The following is a 15,078-nucleotide window of genomic DNA, read 5'->3' on the forward strand; positions in this document are numbered from 1 at the left end:
CTTTTAATCAATAAGTATAGGAATGAAAAAAACTATTCTCATTATTATTCTGCTGGCTTTTGTAGTCGCAGGATTTTTTGGTTTGAGATTTTATAATACATATTACGGGAACAACGTAGAAAAGGAAGGTTATGTACTGATCCCTCATAAAGCAGGCTTCGGGCAGATTATGGATTCTATCAGCCCGTATATCAAAGACAGGGAATCATTTGAAACGGTAGCCAAAGATAAGAAGCTTGCGGCCAATTTTAAGCCGGGGCGTTATCATATTGAAAACGGAACCGGAAATACAGACCTTGTCAATATGATTAAAGCAGGTAACCAAACGGCCAATTCCTTCAGGATCGGTGATTTTGGAGATATGTATCAGATGATTGGTAAGGTTACCAAAAAAACAGAATTGGATTCTTTACATTTTGTTAATGATCTAAACGGTATTGCCCAGGAGAAAGGCTATAAAAACGCAGAGGATTTAAAAAAGTATTTTTTCATTGATACTTATAATTTTTTCTGGACAGTAAGCCCAAGAGAATTTTTCAAAAAGTTTGATGATCAGTATAATGATTTCTGGACCAGTGAAAGACAAAACAAGGAACAACAGTCCGGTCTGACAAGAGACCAGATCTATGCCCTTGCTTCTATTGTTTATAAAGAGTCGGGCGGAAAAAAAGATGAAATGAAAACGATAGCAGGATTATACTTAAACCGTTACAGAAAGGGTATGAAGCTTCAGTCTGACCCTACGGTAATCTATGCCATCAATAAACAGACTAATTTTAAGGAACCTATTAAAAGGGTATTATATAAGCACCTGTCTACTCCATCCCCTTACAACACCTATGCTAATGCAGGTATTCCTCCGGGACCTATCTGTGTGGTGGATAAAAATTCAGTAGACGCTGTGTTAAATGCAGAAAACAATAATTATATATTTATGTGCGCTGATCCTGCAAGATTTGGATATCATAAGTTTACGGCAAGTGCTGAAGAACATGCTGTAAATGCAAAAGCCTATCAGGATTGGCTTAATTCAAAAAATATAAAATAGGCTTAGCAAACAATTAGAATTTAAACATAAAAAACGAACCTTATTATTTTGATAGTCAGCGGTTTATGAAGTATCAAAATAACAAGGCTATCTTTTCACGATTTTATACAAAAAAATAACCTATGAACAAGACAGAAATTGTCAGCATTTTCACCAAAAAAAACGTTAGGGCTTACCTTAGTACTTTCGGCAGCAGCAATGGCTTTTGCACAGGAAAAAGCAGGGATTTCAGGGATGATTGTCAACAAGAAAAACCAGCCTGTTCCTTATGCTTCTGTAACATTCAGTAATAAAGCGAACAAATCCTTAAGCGATGCTGTTCTGACTGATGAAAAAGGACAATACAAACTGCAGCTTGCTCCCGGAGATTATGACATTACAGTAGAAGCTATTGATTATAAAAAAAGTACCACCAGTAAAAACATTACCGGAAGCGGAAATATCGGGGCATTATCCATAGAACCTGAAGCTGCTACGACATTGGACGGAAAAACACAGGAAATCCAGGGAATCGTAATTACTGCGGCTGCTCCTAAGGCTTATAAGGTTGAATTGGATAAAAAAACCTATGATCCTTCACAGGATATCGTCAGCAAGGGAGGAAACCTTCAGGATGTCCTTTCGAATGTTCCTTCGGTGTCGGTAGATACAGACGGGACAGTTTCTATGAGAGGAAATTCCAATGTTAAATTTTTAATCAACGGTAAACCGTCTTCCCTTCTTGGCATCGATGACGGAGCTAATGCGCTCCAGAGTATTCCTGCTGATCAGATTGAAAGAATTGAGGTGATTACCAATCCTTCTTCTAAATTTGAAGCCAGCGGAACTGCCGGTATTCTGAATATCATCCTTAAAAAAGATAAAAAAATGGGCTTTAACGGAACGGTAACGGGAACATTGGGTTATCTTCCGCGTACCAACCTGAATGCCAATTTAAACTGGAGAAAAGGTAACTGGACCTGGTTCCTGAATGGTGGTGGTGGCTATCAGAAGAATGAAAGCACAATGAAGAATACAACCACAAGAAAAGACGACATTAGTGCCTTGCCTTCCGACTCATTTCCTTTTACCCAGTATTCACAACAAAATGGGAAAACTAAAAGGGAAAGTGACACCTATAACGTGACGGCAGGTTTTACCCATGACTTCAATGATAAGACCTCTATTAACTTCTCCGGAATGGTGAGAAGCTTTGATACTGATCAGACCGGACTTAATACTTATAATGAAAAAGTCTATCCTCTCCCTTCTTCTCTTAGCAATGTACTTAGAGAAAGGAACAGCTATGGAAATAATAAAAACCTAGCGACTCAGTTCGACTTGGGATTTGACCAGAAAATCGGGGATAAAGGACAGCTTTTATCTGCATCTGCCAGCTATCAGACAAATAAATCCGACGGGATCAATCAGATTGTACAAAAAACTTTTATTGAAAATGTTCTACAGCCTAAAGGGAATATCGTCAATAATGTAAGTACAGATTCTAAGACGGATACCTTCATCGGAAAACTTGATTATGAGCTCCCGATAGGTGAAAAATCTAAATTAGAAGCCGGAGCAAGGTATGATTATAACAAAAATTCCTATAATTATTTTGTGGACCAAAGTGAAAACGGACAGACTCCAACTACAAGATTTGATTTTACAAGTAACACCGTATATTCCGAGAACATCCTTGGAATTTATGCTCAGTTCAAAAGTAAAATAGGAGAAAAATTTGCCTATCAGCTGGGATTGAGAAGTGAATATTCCAAAATTGATGTCAACTTCCAGAATTTTGACAAAGAAGGAAATCCCGCCAATACCCCTGAAGTAAATAAAAATTATACAAAGTTCTTCCCTTCTGTCTTTTTAAGCTATGATATTGCGAAGAACAATCAGATCTTATTAAATTATTCAAGAAGGATTAACCGGCCAAGAGCATTCTCTTTAATTCCTTTTATGTCTTTTGATGATGACAGAAACTATTTCAGGGGAAATCCTAATCTGAATCCAACATACGAGAACTCTTTCGAGCTTGGATATAATTTGTCTAATAAAAAGATTACTTTTAATCCGACCTTATATTTTAAAAAGTCTGAAGACGAGCAAAACAGATATCAATATATAGATGAAACAGGAGCTGTTAATACAATTCCTTTCAACGTAGGTACTGAAACCAACTATGGTTTGGATCTTAATGGTACTTATGATCCTTTCAACTGGTGGAAAATAATGCTTTCAGCAGATTTATACGGATATAAAAATACGGGAAGCTATAACTTATACCCTGATAATCCGAGGACTTTAAATGACTTCTCAGGTTCGGGATTCTCTTATAGAATACGTTTCAACAATACCTTTAAGCCAACCAAAACATTGAGTGTCCAAATCCAGAGTTTTTACAGGGCTGCTGAGAAAACCGCAATGAATAACAGAAAAGCCATGTATGGTATAGATTTGGGAGTGAGCCAGACGATCTGGAAAGGAAACGGAATTATTGGATTTAACATCAGAGATATTTTCAATACGAGAAAAATGAGAAACTTCACAGATAATGCCCAGTTTACCAGGGAAATGGAAATGCAGTGGCAGCCAAGACAGTTTGCTTTATCATTTACCTATAGGTTTAAGCAGGGTGAGAAGGTTGACATTAAACCAAAAGTAAAGAAAGATATTAATTCAAATACAACAGGCGACGACGAGCAGGGCGGCCCAATGTAATCGATAAAAAATCCCGAAAGTAATTTTTCGGGATTTTTATTTTATTTTACAGGTTCTTTTTTGGCAATTTTTTCTTTTTCTGCTTCATAAATCCGTCTTCTCAAATCACTTGTTGAGAATCTGTGATCTCTTTTGTTATAAAAAATTTCAATTCCTTTTTCTTCGCAATATTGTTTGCCTGTAAAGTCTTTATCCAGATAATCGTCTCCAATGATTCTTACATCGATTACAAAGGATTTCAGAATATCCAAAAGGTCTTCCTCAGTATAATAAGGAACGATCTCGTCTACTGCATTCACAGCTTTTAACTGGATATATCGTTCTACAATCGTCTGGCTGGGTTTATTTTTGCCTGGACGGTCATGGGATGGGTCAATCTGAAGCCCTACGATTAAATAATCGCATACTGTTTTAGCTTCTTCAAGCATTTTAATATGTCCTGCATGTAATAAATCAAATGAGGAAAATGTAATACCTATTCTTTGTGTCTTCATATTAATTTCTAAAATTAAAATTTCGCTGAAATAAACGTTCTTTTAAACGGATAAAAGACCGGTGATTCAGGAAAGGTGTTTTGCAATTCTTTTTTATAATCGTTTTTAAATTGTTCTTTCAGTTCATCCGGAAGCCTTTCAATATAAGGAATCATGGCCGTTCCGGAAGCCCAGGTAAAGACGGCTTCTGCATCCCTGAGTACATGAGGAAATACTTTTTCAAAAACAATGATTTCTTTCCCTTTATTATCAAATAAAATTTGGGCATAGTCCTCTATTTTCAAAACCGTATATTCTCTTTTCCAGGAGTTATAAGCTGTTTTATAAGGCTCAGCTTCTGCTACTTTTCTAAGCAGCTGATGCACTACATATTCATGATTGGAAGGAATCTGTACGGCCAATTGTCCGCCGGCTTTAATTTTACTGATAATTCTCGGAAAAAGCTCTTTATGGTGGCTACACCACTGTATAGCCGCATTGGAGATCACCAAATCATAAGTATCAGCAAGGTGAAGCTGTTCCTCGATGCTTCTTTTTTCAAAATGCAACCTGTTTGTTGCAAAATGAGCTGCTTTTTCCAGCATTTCCTCAGAGGAGTCTATTCCCAAAACTTTAGAATCCTCCAGGTAATCCAAAAGTTTGGAAGTCAGTTCTCCTGTCCCACAACCCAGATCAATAACCGACAGATTGGTTTTTGATTCTACAAGCTTAAGCAAGTCAAAAAACGGGGCTGATCGTTCTTCCTTGAACTGGTCGTATATTTCAGAATTCCAGGCCATGATAAATAATTTTATGAGTTTCTGGTGTTCAGGTATTTCTGCCATTCCCAGGTTGTCCTTAAAGCTTCTTCCAAAGACGTTTTCAGACTTCCATCCCAGTTCCTGTTCTGCCTTGGCTGGATTGGCATATGCAATGGTAATATCGCCTTCCCTTCTATCACAGATCTGATAAGGAACATTTACCCCATTGGCGCTTTCAAAAGCTTTTACAACTTCTAAAACCGATGATCCTTTTCCTGTTCCAAGGTTATAAATATCTATTACTGTTTCCGCTGATTGATCTTCCATTAACTTTTTTAACGCTGCCACATGCGCTTTTGCAAGATCAACAACATAAATATAATCACGAACAGCCGTTCCATCTTCTGTTGGATAATCATCTCCCCAGATATTTAGTTTTTCACGAACTCCGGCTGCCGTTTGCGTAACGTAAGGCACCAGATTATTCGGAACCCCGATGGGTAATTCTCCGAGTTTTGCAGACGGATGGGCCCCAATAGGATTAAAATACCTTAGCAACGTTATTTTCCGGTTATATGCTTTTGCAAAATCAATAAGGATTTCCTCTCCCATTTGTTTTGTTTTACCATAAACACTTTCGGGCATTTTCAAAGGGGTATTCTCATCGATTGGCATCTTATCAGCCTGCCCGTACACAGTACAGGATGAGCTGAAAATAAAGTTTGAAATTCCTCTTATTTTAAATTCCTGAAGAATATTTATTAATGAAAATAAGTTATTCTCATAATAATCTACAGGGATCACCTGGCTCTCCCCCACTGCTTTGGAAGCTGCAAAATTGATACAACCATCAATATGGTGGGCATCAAAAACCTGGGTAAGAAGTTCTTTTCTTTTTAAGTCAAAAGGATAAAAAACAGGCTTTTTGCCTGTAATTTCCTCTATATTATTTAAAATAAATCTTTCTGAATTGGATAAATCATCTACGATAATGACCTCAAAACCATTATTGATAAGTTCCACTACCGTGTGGGAACCAATATATCCAAGTCCTCCTGTAACAAGTATTGCCATTTTTATTTTTTAATCTTTGTGTTTTTCTATATCATTTATTAATTCCACTTATTTTTCATTATAAATAATATGTCGAAATTACTAAATAATCCGAATTAATACTGATTTTATAAAGTAAAATTTTAAACCGGCAATCTCTATTAAATGATCAACTAGCTTATATATAAATACTTTCTACTTCATAAACTCAAGTACCGCGTCTGTAATATATTTCAACTGCTCTTCATCCAGCTCAGTATGCATTGGTAAAGAGATAACCTGATCCAGGAGCTTATCTGTATTCACAAAATCGGCATCATTACTTTCCTGAAAATATGCTTTTTGTTTTCTTAATGCTACAGGGTAATAAATCATTGCCGGAATTTCTTTTTCAGCAAGGAATTTTTGCAGTTCATTTCGTTTACCGTTAAGAATTCTTAAGGTATACTGGTGGAATACATGGGTGGAGCTTTCAGATCTTACAGGGGTAAGAATATGAGGATGATTGGCAAATGCTTCATCATAATAATCTGCGGCTTTCCTTCTTGCTTCGTTATAAGAATCCAGGTGTGGGAGTTTTTTTCTTAAAACAGCAGCCTGGATACTATCCAAACGAGAGTTCACTCCTACCTCATCATGATAATATCTTTCATACATTCCATGATTTACAATTCCTCTCAGGCGGTGGGCCAATTCGTCATTATTGGTAAAGATAGCTCCGCCATCACCATAGCATCCTAAATTTTTTGAAGGAAAGAAAGAAGTGGTACCTACCGTAGACATTGTCCCTGCATATTTTACTGTTCCATCGGAGAACGTGTATTCTGCTCCTATTGCCTGTGCATTATCTTCTATAACGTATAGGTTGTGTTCTTCAGCAATTTTCAATATTTCTTCCATATTGGCACATTGCCCGAATATATGTACAGGGATAATTGCTTTTGTTTTCGGGGTAATTGCTTTTCTGATCTGATCTGTTGAAATGGTAAATGTATCATAGTCAACATCTACTAAAACAGATTTTAGTTTAAGCAGATGAATAACCTCCACTGTTGCTGCAAAAGTAAAATCAGCAGTAATTACTTCATCTCCTTCTTTCAGGTCTAAAGCCATTAAAGCGATCTGTAATGCATCGGTTCCATTGGCACATGGAATTACATGCTTTACGTCTAAATAAGACTCCAATTCATTCTGGAAAGACTTTACTTCAGGGCCGTTAATAAAAGCTGCCGAATCCATTACATTTAAAACTGCATTGTCTACATCATTCTTTATTTTGTAATACTGACTTTGCAAGTCAACCATCTGAATTTTTTTTCATAAAATAAATATTTGTGTAAAAATAAGGAATTTAAAATCCTATCAAAAATTTTATTGGTTTTGTTTTTATCTTTATACAAAATATTCCTATGAAAAAATTTTTTACTTTTTTGTTTCTTAACCGGTTATCTTCATATTCCGGCTCAAACAAGGCTTGTTTTTGTATACTTTACGGATAAGCCCAATAAGTCGGCATTTTATGCCAATCCACTTTCAGAACTGACACAAAAGTCTCTCAACAGACGCACCACATTGGGAATTCCGCTCAATGATCAGGATGCTCCCATTGAACAATCATATCTGCAAAACCTTCAGAATCTTGGCTTTACTGTCACAGATTATTCAAAGTGGCTTAATGGTGCGGCTGTACAGGCAACTCCTGCACAGGTTTCTCTTCTGCAGGCCCAGCCTTTCGTGCAATCTGTCGAAAGTTTTGCCAGAAACGGATCAACAGGAGGCACAATTAAGCCGGTTGATAAATGGAAAGATCATTCAACCACTCAGAAAACACTCACAACCTTCAATTACGGATCTGGTACAGCCCAGATTGACCAGGTGAATATACGTCCCCTTCATGTGGCAGGATATACCGGAACCGGAGTTTCCATTGCTGTTATTGATGCAGGTTTTCCAACGGTAAATACTGGCAGTGCATTTTCCAGATTGTGGACTAATAACCAGATTAAAGCCGGTTATGATTTTGTCACCAAAACCAATGATATCTATAACCCATCTTTAAGTTCACATGGTACTGTGGTATTGGGAACTATAGGAGGATATCTGGAAAATATATTTGTAGGTTCCGCCCCCGATGCTGATTTTTATCTTTACCGGAGTGAAAACGCGGCAGTAGAAGTTCCTGAAGAGGAAATGTACTGGATTGAAGCTGCTGAAGAAGCTGACAGAAAAGGGGTAGAAATTATTACTACATCACTGGGCTACAATGTTTTTGACGACCCTCAATACAATTACACTTATGCTGATATGAACGGAAGCACCTCTTTTATTGCACGGGCAGCCGGAATTGCAGCAGAAAAAGGAATATTCGTTCTTGCAGCATCCGGAAATTCCGGGCAGCAACCCTGGCATTATCTGCTGACCCCTTCAGATCATGAAAAAGTATTTAGTATCGGATCGGTAGATACTGCCGGAATCTCATCAGATTTTTCTTCATATGGTCCTAATTCCCTTGGAGTGATAAAACCTGACGGAAGCACACAAGGTACTGCTACCACCACTGTATATGACGGATCTACCCTCACTGTAAACGGGACCTCTATTGCTACTCCTATTGCAGCAGGAGGCGTAGCTTGTTTCATTCAGGCCTTTCCTTCGATGAACAGGGATCAGATCAGATTGAAACTACGGCAAACAGCTTCCCTATATCCTAATCATACAGACCAGATAGGATATGGTATCCTGAATTTCGGTAGTCTTTACAGTTCTGTTTTGGATACTTCTGAGGCTTTGAAAAAAGAAAAATTCAGTATTTTCCCTAATCCTGTTAAAAATGTTTTGAATATTACCTCAAAAAATGAGATTAAAACATTGGAAGTTTATGATAATCTGGGAAGGCTCATCAGAAAAAATAGTAATCAAAAATCCATGAATGTGGCAGATTTTTCAAAAGGAACGTATTATCTGAAGATTCAGGCAAAGGATAAGATCTATTATGAAAAATTTATTAAAGAATAAAGTTACTCTCTATAAGTTTCCGGCTAAAGCCGATGGATTGGTTAATAATAATAGAACGGGCTGAAGCCCGTTCCAATTGATAATATTGCCGTATTTAATCATTACGCTGAGTTTCTGCTGGCATTAATATTTCCGAATAAAGAACGCGTCACCAGCTTTTCATAGGCGCCTTTATCTCCTTCTCCTTTTTGAATCTTCATCAAGGCGTATTGTTGAATACTCAATAACGGAAGAACAATTTTTTTCACGGATTTTTACTGATTTTCTGGATAGCGGATCTTCTTCCTGAAGCATTTTAAATCCGGTCAGCTCAAGCATAATATCTTTTGAAAGTTCGTATTCATCAAAAAGGATATTCCAGAATGTGCCGAATTTCGGATTGTTTTTGATATAATATGTCAAAGGAAAATAAGATTTGTTCATACTCATCATGGAGTTTAGAACCAATGTTTTAAAAAAAGTCCGAACCTTTGTATAATTCTCTTACTTCTTCAAATCTTCCCTGCTCTTTCATTTGCTGCATGGCATATCCAAAGCCGAAGAATCCCGGCACATTTTGCTTCAGCTGGGACCATGATCCCACAAATGGAATGGCTCTCAGGTCTTCAAACTTCAGTTCGCTTCCGTTTCCTCTTTTGGAAGGACGGCTTCCGATATTTGTTTTTCCATAGTATTCCAGTGTACTCATTTCCTGGAGATAAGGAACAAACATAGGGTGGGCTTTCAGATCTGCGTATTTTTTGTAGCTGATTTCCGCCAGTTCAGCAATCAGTTTTCTTTCTTTTTCCGTAAGTTCTTTTTTAGCATTTTTAAAGACATCATTTTCAACTCCTGCTGTTAAAAGCTGTTCAAAATTATACTTAGCCTGTTCTTTATTTCCGAAAATACTGGTAATAGTCTGCCCCTGAATTGTTAATTCAATTTTATTATTGGCAATAGTTTTACCTTGTGATGCGTAAAAATCGTGGGTTTTTCCTCCACCCCTTGCAGGAGGACCTCCTCTTCCGTCAAAGAAAATGACTTTGATATGATGCTGTTCGGAAAGTTTTGTTAAAAGTTCTTTTGCCTTATAAATTTCCCAGTTAGCTTTTAAATATCCTCCATCTTTGGTTCCATCAGAAAAACCAAGCATAATAGTCTGCTGATTTCCTCTTCTTTCAAGGTGTTTTTTATATACAGGGTTCTGATACAGTTCATTCATCACATTTTCGGCATTGGCAAGACCTTCCATGGTTTCAAAAAGAGGCACGATATCCATATTGATCTCTTCGTCTTTATATCCGCAAACTTTGAAAAACGCATATACGTTCATCACATCTTTTACAGCATCAGAATTGGAAATGATATAACGGTTCATTCCTCTGAGACCATTTACATTCTGAATTTCAGAAACCTGTGAAACTGTCAGCAGTGTATCTTTTACAATATCCTCAAAATCATCGGGATTTATTTTTTCAGAAACCTGAATCAGTCGGGTAAATTTCTGTTGCGGGTCAGCTTCCTCATTTCCGTAAAGTCTGGCAAATACTTCATCAATTGCTTTCTGATGAATCCGGCTGTCCTGCCGGATATCCAACGTTGCAAAATGAGTCCCGAAAATTCTCACCCGGTCCCTGAAATTGGTCAAAAGATCAAGAAACAAAGAATTGTGTTCATGAATTAATATATTTTCAGCTTCATCTGCTTTTGCTAAAATATCTTCTGCAGTAATGCTTTTTCCATTGAAAATAGCAGCATACAATTCTTCACTCAATTGAGTCAGGATCTCTGAAACTCCCCTGAAACTCAGCCTTCTCCTGATAAACTTTAAATGACTGTAATAGGACTTCAGAATGGCAGAACGAAGCTCTTCTGCCACTCTTTTGGTAACATCTGCTGTTACGAAAGGGTTTCCATCCCTGTCACCACCCGGCCAGAAACCAAGCTGGATGATGTCTTCGTGTAAATGAAAATGTCCGTTTCCAAACGTTTTTTTTAATTTTTGTAAATAATTCTCCGATGGTATCATAGTACACGTATCTCAAATACGAAATAATGCTCAGTGCTTCGTCAATCGGTGTGGGTTTCTCTTTGTTCACAAAAGGTGTTTTTCCCAACTGTTGTAAAAGCATATCGATCTGGGTAACGGAATCACTGGTAATGGCTCCCCTCAGGTCCTGGATAATACGTTGTACTGAACTCGGATAAAATTGTGTAGGGTGAGCTGTGAATACAACTTTTACACTAAAGTCCTTCAGCTTTTCGCGCACTTTTTCAAGCTTATGGTCCTGAAAAGAACGTTCAAAAAGATTGGTGACTGTTCCGTTATCGCTTTCGGAGTGAAGGTTGGGAAATGCTGCATCCTCAATACTGTCAAACAAGACCACCTGTCTTTCTATATATTGAATGATCTTAAAAAGCAGTTCGAGCTTTTGCTCCTCAGTCTCAAGGTCTGTATGATTTTTAAAAAATTCTTCTACAATAATCTCGGGAGTTTTTCCTGCTTCATAGCCGGTTCTGCTTTCCTCATAAAGGAAGGGAAGCAACATCCCGATATTGGTCATTTTATCATATGGCAGGCTCATAAATAATGAATTGTAGATCTGGAACTTATTTTCCACAATCTGCCTGAATTTTTCTGCGCGTTGGTCGTGTATCATAATAACAAATGTAAGTGATTTTGCAATGAGTTGAATTGACAATTGACAAAAAAGTTGGTATAAAATTACAGTAATTATTCCTCAGATTCCCAATCAAACATTTTGTAAATTTGTAACCTGGATCATCTCAGGGTATAGAGATTGGTCAAAAGTCATCCGAAAAGTTTCCAATATGGGCTACATCAGAGAATATTATGAACAGATTATAAAACTGCAGGAATCCGAATGGTCATTTATAGCAAAACACTTTCACAGAAAAGTATTTCCTAAGAATGAGATTATTACATTGCAGGGCAGCACGGAAAACTTTCTTTCTTTTATAGAAACCGGGCTGGTAAGGTCTTATATTCCTGATGATGAATATGGCTATACTTTCGGTTTTGGATTTGAAAAGGAGTTTATCTGTGCGTATGACTCTTTTCTTACCCGAACGCCTTCTGAATATGAAATGCAGGCACTGACAGAAACCGTGGCATGGCAGATTTCTTATGATGACCTGCAGAAAGTTTACAAAGAAACCAACGTTGGTAATCATTTAGGCCGTTTTGCCTCTGAAAAATTATTTTTATCCAAAAGCAAAAGAGAACTTTCTTTACTGAAGTTTACAGCTAAGCAGCGTTATTTACAATTATTTACCGAGCAGCCTGAGCTTCTGCAGCGTGTTCCCCTCAAATATATTGCTTCCTATATTGGAGTTACTCCACAGGCTTTAAGCAGAATCCGCAGGCAAATTAATTAACATAGGTTCATTGTATATCTCTCCTGCTCTGCTGAACTTTGCAGAAAATACAACAATGAATCTACCTATCCTTGCTTACGGAAATAATATTTTAAAACAGAAATGTCTCCAGATCAATGAAATTACTCCGGAAATTCATCAATTGGTAAATGACATGTGGGATACAATGGAGAATGCCAATGGTTGCGGACTTGCTTCACCCCAGATCGGGAAACCTTTACAACTCTTCGTTGTTGACAGTCAGATCACTTATCAAAACCTGGATACGGAAGATCAGATACTGTATTTCGAAAAAGGTGATAAGGGAATAAAAGAAACTTTTATCAATGCGAAAATAATCCATAGTTCAAAAGAAGCCTGGGAAGATTATGAAGGGTGCCTGAGCATTCCCGGACTTTCTCAAAAGGTAAAAAGGCCCTGGGAAATTACGATTGAATATCTGGACCGGAATTTTATAAAGCATACCAAAACTTTTAAAGGAATGACGGCAAGAATTATTCAACATGAGTATGATCATACTCAGGGAGTTTTATACATCAACCGACTGAAGCCATTAACAAAGAAACTGATGGAATCTAAACTTAAGAAAATTGCCAGTGGGAATATTGTGACAGGGTATCCTATGAAGTTTTGATCAACTTTTTGAGTCGTTTGGGCAAGTTGGCGAGATCAAGCTAGAGATGTATTAATGCATTTGAGGCCCATCAATATTGAGTTTTAAATGTATCTTCGTAAAAAACTTAACCAAAAATGAAATTCGGAATTATTTTTTATGCGATTTTAGGAATTTTAGCTTTATTCATAGGTATTTATCTACTGCAACATTTTTATTCTTCTTTCTATTATTTTTTTCATTGGTGCATTTATCAATGTCGTTTTCATTCATAAAGAATATTCCCTTCATAAAAATGATAAAATTGAATATGATGAAAATTCAATTCCTGATGAAGTTATAGTCAAATATTCACGTTCAGGTAGAATTATCGCTATTGCTACTTACAGTATGTTTGTGATCCTGGGATTATTTTTTTCTATCAGGTCTTAAGTTGAAATTTAATGAGACCGTACTAGTTGTATTAATTATACTTCTTGGATTTATCGGTTATTTTATTTTTAAAATCATTTCACAAGTCAGAAAAATATCAGAAATTATGATCTCCATCAATGGAAAAGGAATTCAGATAAAAAATAATGCAAGGTATTTATGGAATGAAATTCAACTGGAAAAGATTATTGTAAAACGTTTAGTAAGTCGTGAATCTAAACACGATTATAAACCTGAAATAAATTATTTATACTTCTTTCACAACGACGAAAAGATAGAAATAAACATCGATGATTTAGATATTACAGATTATCAGCTTTCCCAAGTTTTGAAAATATTTAGAGCTCGTTTTAATAATTCAGGTATAATATAATTCTGATTACAAAACATTCATTAATTTTACTTTTCACACCATTCCCACGCTACATGAAAAAAAACATTCATTTTCCTACTCTTAATAGTACTGTTCATCTCTTGTGAAAAAGATTGTTACAATGCGCCACAACCCATCGTTTTTTGAGTTCGTAAACTCTAATCATGAAAATCTTATTACCAACAGTACATTGACCACCTACTCAGTTCAAGACGAGAATAATGCCAACATACAATTGACCAAAACATCCGACAATAAAGTTATTTTAGAAAATGTAGGGGCCTATAATGGAACAAAAAAATATAAATTTTATTCTAATATTAAAAATCTGGATTTTTCCATCCAATCATCTGAATTTAAAGGAGGTTGTGATGGCTTTCAAATCAATAAATTAACGTTCACGGGCATTGGAATTGACGTAACAGACGAAAAAGGCTATTACAAAATTGTCTTGCAATAAATCTTCTTAACTTTGTTAAATTTGTAAAAATAACTGAATGAGAGTATTATTTCCGGCTTTATTGTTATTATGCAGCATGATTTTCGGCCAGAAAGCTGTTCCATCCGATTTCAAAAAAATCCCGGAAATTCTAGATAATATCGATCTACTCTATCCATTCATCATACCGGATAAAGATTATGCCTATTGGCGGGTACTCAGCAACGACACCGATTATGAAAAAGCGGTTATCTATGAAAGCCAGGCTCCTGAATTTATGACGATTAATGAACCTGTTCCGGAAAAAGGATTTTTTCAAAAATGTATAGGTAACAATTGTTTTTCATACATCCTTGCATGCAAAAATGAAAGACCGGTTTATTTTTCCAGCGAGCAGCAGTTGAGAGATTTTATCGGAACGGTAGACAATCTGCCTGAAGCTCTTTTACTGGCAAAAACATATGGGTATACGGTAGACACCACCAACCTTTTTACCGGAGCCTACAAAATTGAAGACCGCTATATTTCTTTATACCTTAAACAATCTAAGGGCTGTCCTGCTGTAAAAGAATCTTTTAGGGTTAAAATCAACAGGAAAACCGGAAAACTGGAGGCAAAAACTAATGGAGTGTATGCAAAGGATGAAAATTGTATTTCTTTATAGTTTGGTTCATTTTTGTAAAAACAAGGCCAACTTCAGAAAACAATAAAAAAAGTCTCATCCAGATGACAGAAAGATCTGCAATAGCTTTCATGAAAATCAACCATAGTAATTTTAAAATTCCATTAA

General features: G+C 36.5%; 13 protein-coding genes and 2 pseudogenes. 8 read left to right on the forward strand and 7 right to left on the reverse strand.

What is annotated here, in order from left to right; translation table 11 throughout:
- Nucleotides 1-22: 22 nt before the first annotated feature.
- Both mltG and HX13_RS12550 read left to right on the forward strand, forming a co-directional pair.
- A complete protein-coding gene (gene mltG, locus HX13_RS12545; RefSeq protein ID WP_050021338.1) occupies nt 23-1,048 on the forward strand; it encodes an endolytic transglycosylase MltG in 1,026 nt (341 codons plus the stop codon).
- A 138-nt stretch (nt 1,049-1,186) separates the two neighbouring features.
- Complete coding sequence (locus HX13_RS12550; protein ID WP_050021339.1) at nt 1,187-3,751, forward strand: TonB-dependent receptor domain-containing protein; 2,565 nt, start codon at nt 1,187-1,189, stop codon at nt 3,749-3,751.
- A gap of 41 nt (nt 3,752-3,792) precedes the next feature.
- Here the strand turns inward: HX13_RS12550 and HX13_RS12555 are convergent, their stop codons facing one another.
- The 4 genes and pseudogenes from HX13_RS12555 to HX13_RS12570 form a co-directional block, all read right to left on the reverse strand.
- A complete protein-coding gene (locus tag HX13_RS12555) occupies nt 3,793-4,245 on the reverse strand; it encodes an adenylyltransferase/cytidyltransferase family protein (RefSeq protein WP_050021340.1) in 453 nt (150 codons plus the stop codon).
- 14 nt (nt 4,246-4,259) lie between these two features.
- Complete coding sequence (locus HX13_RS12560) at nt 4,260-5,069, reverse strand: methyltransferase domain-containing protein (RefSeq protein ID WP_050021341.1); 810 nt, start codon at nt 5,067-5,069, stop codon at nt 4,260-4,262.
- Nucleotides 5,036-6,059 (reverse strand): annotated as a pseudogene (gene galE, locus HX13_RS12565) (UDP-glucose 4-epimerase GalE). Before galE ends, HX13_RS12560 begins: the two are co-directional and overlap by 34 nt.
- 174 nt (nt 6,060-6,233) lie before the next feature.
- A complete protein-coding gene (locus tag HX13_RS12570) occupies nt 6,234-7,343 on the reverse strand; it encodes a DegT/DnrJ/EryC1/StrS family aminotransferase (protein WP_050021342.1) in 1,110 nt (369 codons plus the stop codon).
- A gap of 267 nt (nt 7,344-7,610) precedes the next feature.
- On the opposite strand from HX13_RS12570, the gene HX13_RS12575 reads away from it, so the two are divergent.
- Nucleotides 7,611-9,053, forward strand: a complete 1,443-nt coding sequence (locus tag HX13_RS12575) for a S8/S53 family peptidase (protein ID WP_238555284.1) — start codon at nt 7,611-7,613, stop codon at nt 9,051-9,053.
- Between the two features lie 171 nt (nt 9,054-9,224).
- Here HX13_RS12575 and HX13_RS26380 read toward each other — a convergent pair whose 3' ends face one another.
- The 3 genes and pseudogenes from HX13_RS26380 to HX13_RS26390 form a co-directional block, all read right to left on the reverse strand.
- A complete protein-coding gene (locus HX13_RS26380; protein ID WP_410493125.1) occupies nt 9,225-9,476 on the reverse strand; it encodes a hypothetical protein in 252 nt (83 codons plus the stop codon).
- A 28-nt stretch (nt 9,477-9,504) separates the two neighbouring features.
- Nucleotides 9,505-10,806, reverse strand: coding sequence for a phosphoenolpyruvate carboxylase (locus HX13_RS26385; protein ID WP_410493131.1), 1,302 nt, complete (start codon nt 10,804-10,806; stop codon nt 9,505-9,507).
- A gap of 36 nt (nt 10,807-10,842) precedes the next feature.
- Nucleotides 10,843-11,692 (reverse strand): annotated as a pseudogene (locus HX13_RS26390) (phosphoenolpyruvate carboxylase); the annotation flags it as partial.
- Nucleotides 11,693-11,864: 172 nt separating this feature from the next.
- Here HX13_RS26390 and HX13_RS12585 point away from each other — a divergent pair.
- The 5 genes from HX13_RS12585 (at nt 11,865) to HX13_RS12605 (ending at nt 14,952) form a co-directional block, all read left to right on the forward strand.
- The gene (locus HX13_RS12585) at nt 11,865-12,431 is read left to right on the forward strand and encodes a Crp/Fnr family transcriptional regulator (protein ID WP_050021344.1); all 567 of its coding nucleotides are present in this window, start codon (nt 11,865-11,867) and stop codon (nt 12,429-12,431) included.
- A gap of 55 nt (nt 12,432-12,486) precedes the next feature.
- The gene (gene def / locus HX13_RS12590) at nt 12,487-13,065 is read left to right on the forward strand and encodes a peptide deformylase (RefSeq protein WP_050021345.1); all 579 of its coding nucleotides are present in this window, start codon (nt 12,487-12,489) and stop codon (nt 13,063-13,065) included.
- Nucleotides 13,066-13,582: 517 nt separating this feature from the next.
- Nucleotides 13,583-13,849: a hypothetical protein gene (locus HX13_RS12595; protein ID WP_128572393.1), complete on the forward strand. Its 267-nt coding sequence runs from the start codon at nt 13,583-13,585 to the stop codon at nt 13,847-13,849.
- Between the two features lie 121 nt (nt 13,850-13,970).
- Nucleotides 13,971-14,309 carry a hypothetical protein gene (locus tag HX13_RS12600; RefSeq protein ID WP_128572394.1) on the forward strand — a complete coding sequence of 113 codons (339 nt, stop codon included), beginning with the start codon at nt 13,971-13,973 and terminating at the stop codon, nt 14,307-14,309.
- Nucleotides 14,310-14,346: 37 nt separating this feature from the next.
- A complete protein-coding gene (locus HX13_RS12605; RefSeq protein WP_050021348.1) occupies nt 14,347-14,952 on the forward strand; it encodes a hypothetical protein in 606 nt (201 codons plus the stop codon).
- The last annotated feature ends 126 nt before the right edge of the window (nt 14,953-15,078 follow it).

It is taken from the genome of Chryseobacterium sp. P1-3 (genome assembly GCF_000738495.1).
Taxonomy (GTDB): domain Bacteria; phylum Bacteroidota; class Bacteroidia; order Flavobacteriales; family Weeksellaceae; genus Chryseobacterium; species Chryseobacterium gallinarum.

Excerpts from the sequence above, each read along its gene's own strand:
- mltG (WP_050021338.1), top strand. The coding sequence starts at position 23 with ATGAAAAAAACTATTCTCATTATTATTCTGCTGGCTTTTGTAGTCGCA.
- HX13_RS12555 (WP_050021340.1), bottom strand. The coding sequence starts at position 4,245 with ATGAAGACACAAAGAATAGGTATTACATTTTCCTCATTTGATTTATTA.
- HX13_RS12560 (WP_050021341.1), bottom strand. The coding sequence starts at position 5,069 with ATGGCAGAAATACCTGAACACCAGAAACTCATAAAATTATTTATCATG.
- HX13_RS12570 (WP_050021342.1), bottom strand. The coding sequence starts at position 7,343 with ATGGTTGACTTGCAAAGTCAGTATTACAAAATAAAGAATGATGTAGAC.
- HX13_RS26380 (WP_410493125.1), bottom strand. The coding sequence starts at position 9,476 with ATGAACAAATCTTATTTTCCTTTGACATATTATATCAAAAACAATCCG.
- HX13_RS12585 (WP_050021344.1), top strand. The coding sequence starts at position 11,865 with ATGGGCTACATCAGAGAATATTATGAACAGATTATAAAACTGCAGGAA.
- def (WP_050021345.1), top strand. The coding sequence starts at position 12,487 with ATGAATCTACCTATCCTTGCTTACGGAAATAATATTTTAAAACAGAAA.
- HX13_RS12595 (WP_128572393.1), top strand. The coding sequence starts at position 13,583 with ATGATCTCCATCAATGGAAAAGGAATTCAGATAAAAAATAATGCAAGG.
- HX13_RS12600 (WP_128572394.1), top strand. The coding sequence starts at position 13,971 with ATGCGCCACAACCCATCGTTTTTTGAGTTCGTAAACTCTAATCATGAA.
- HX13_RS12605 (WP_050021348.1), top strand. The coding sequence starts at position 14,347 with ATGAGAGTATTATTTCCGGCTTTATTGTTATTATGCAGCATGATTTTC.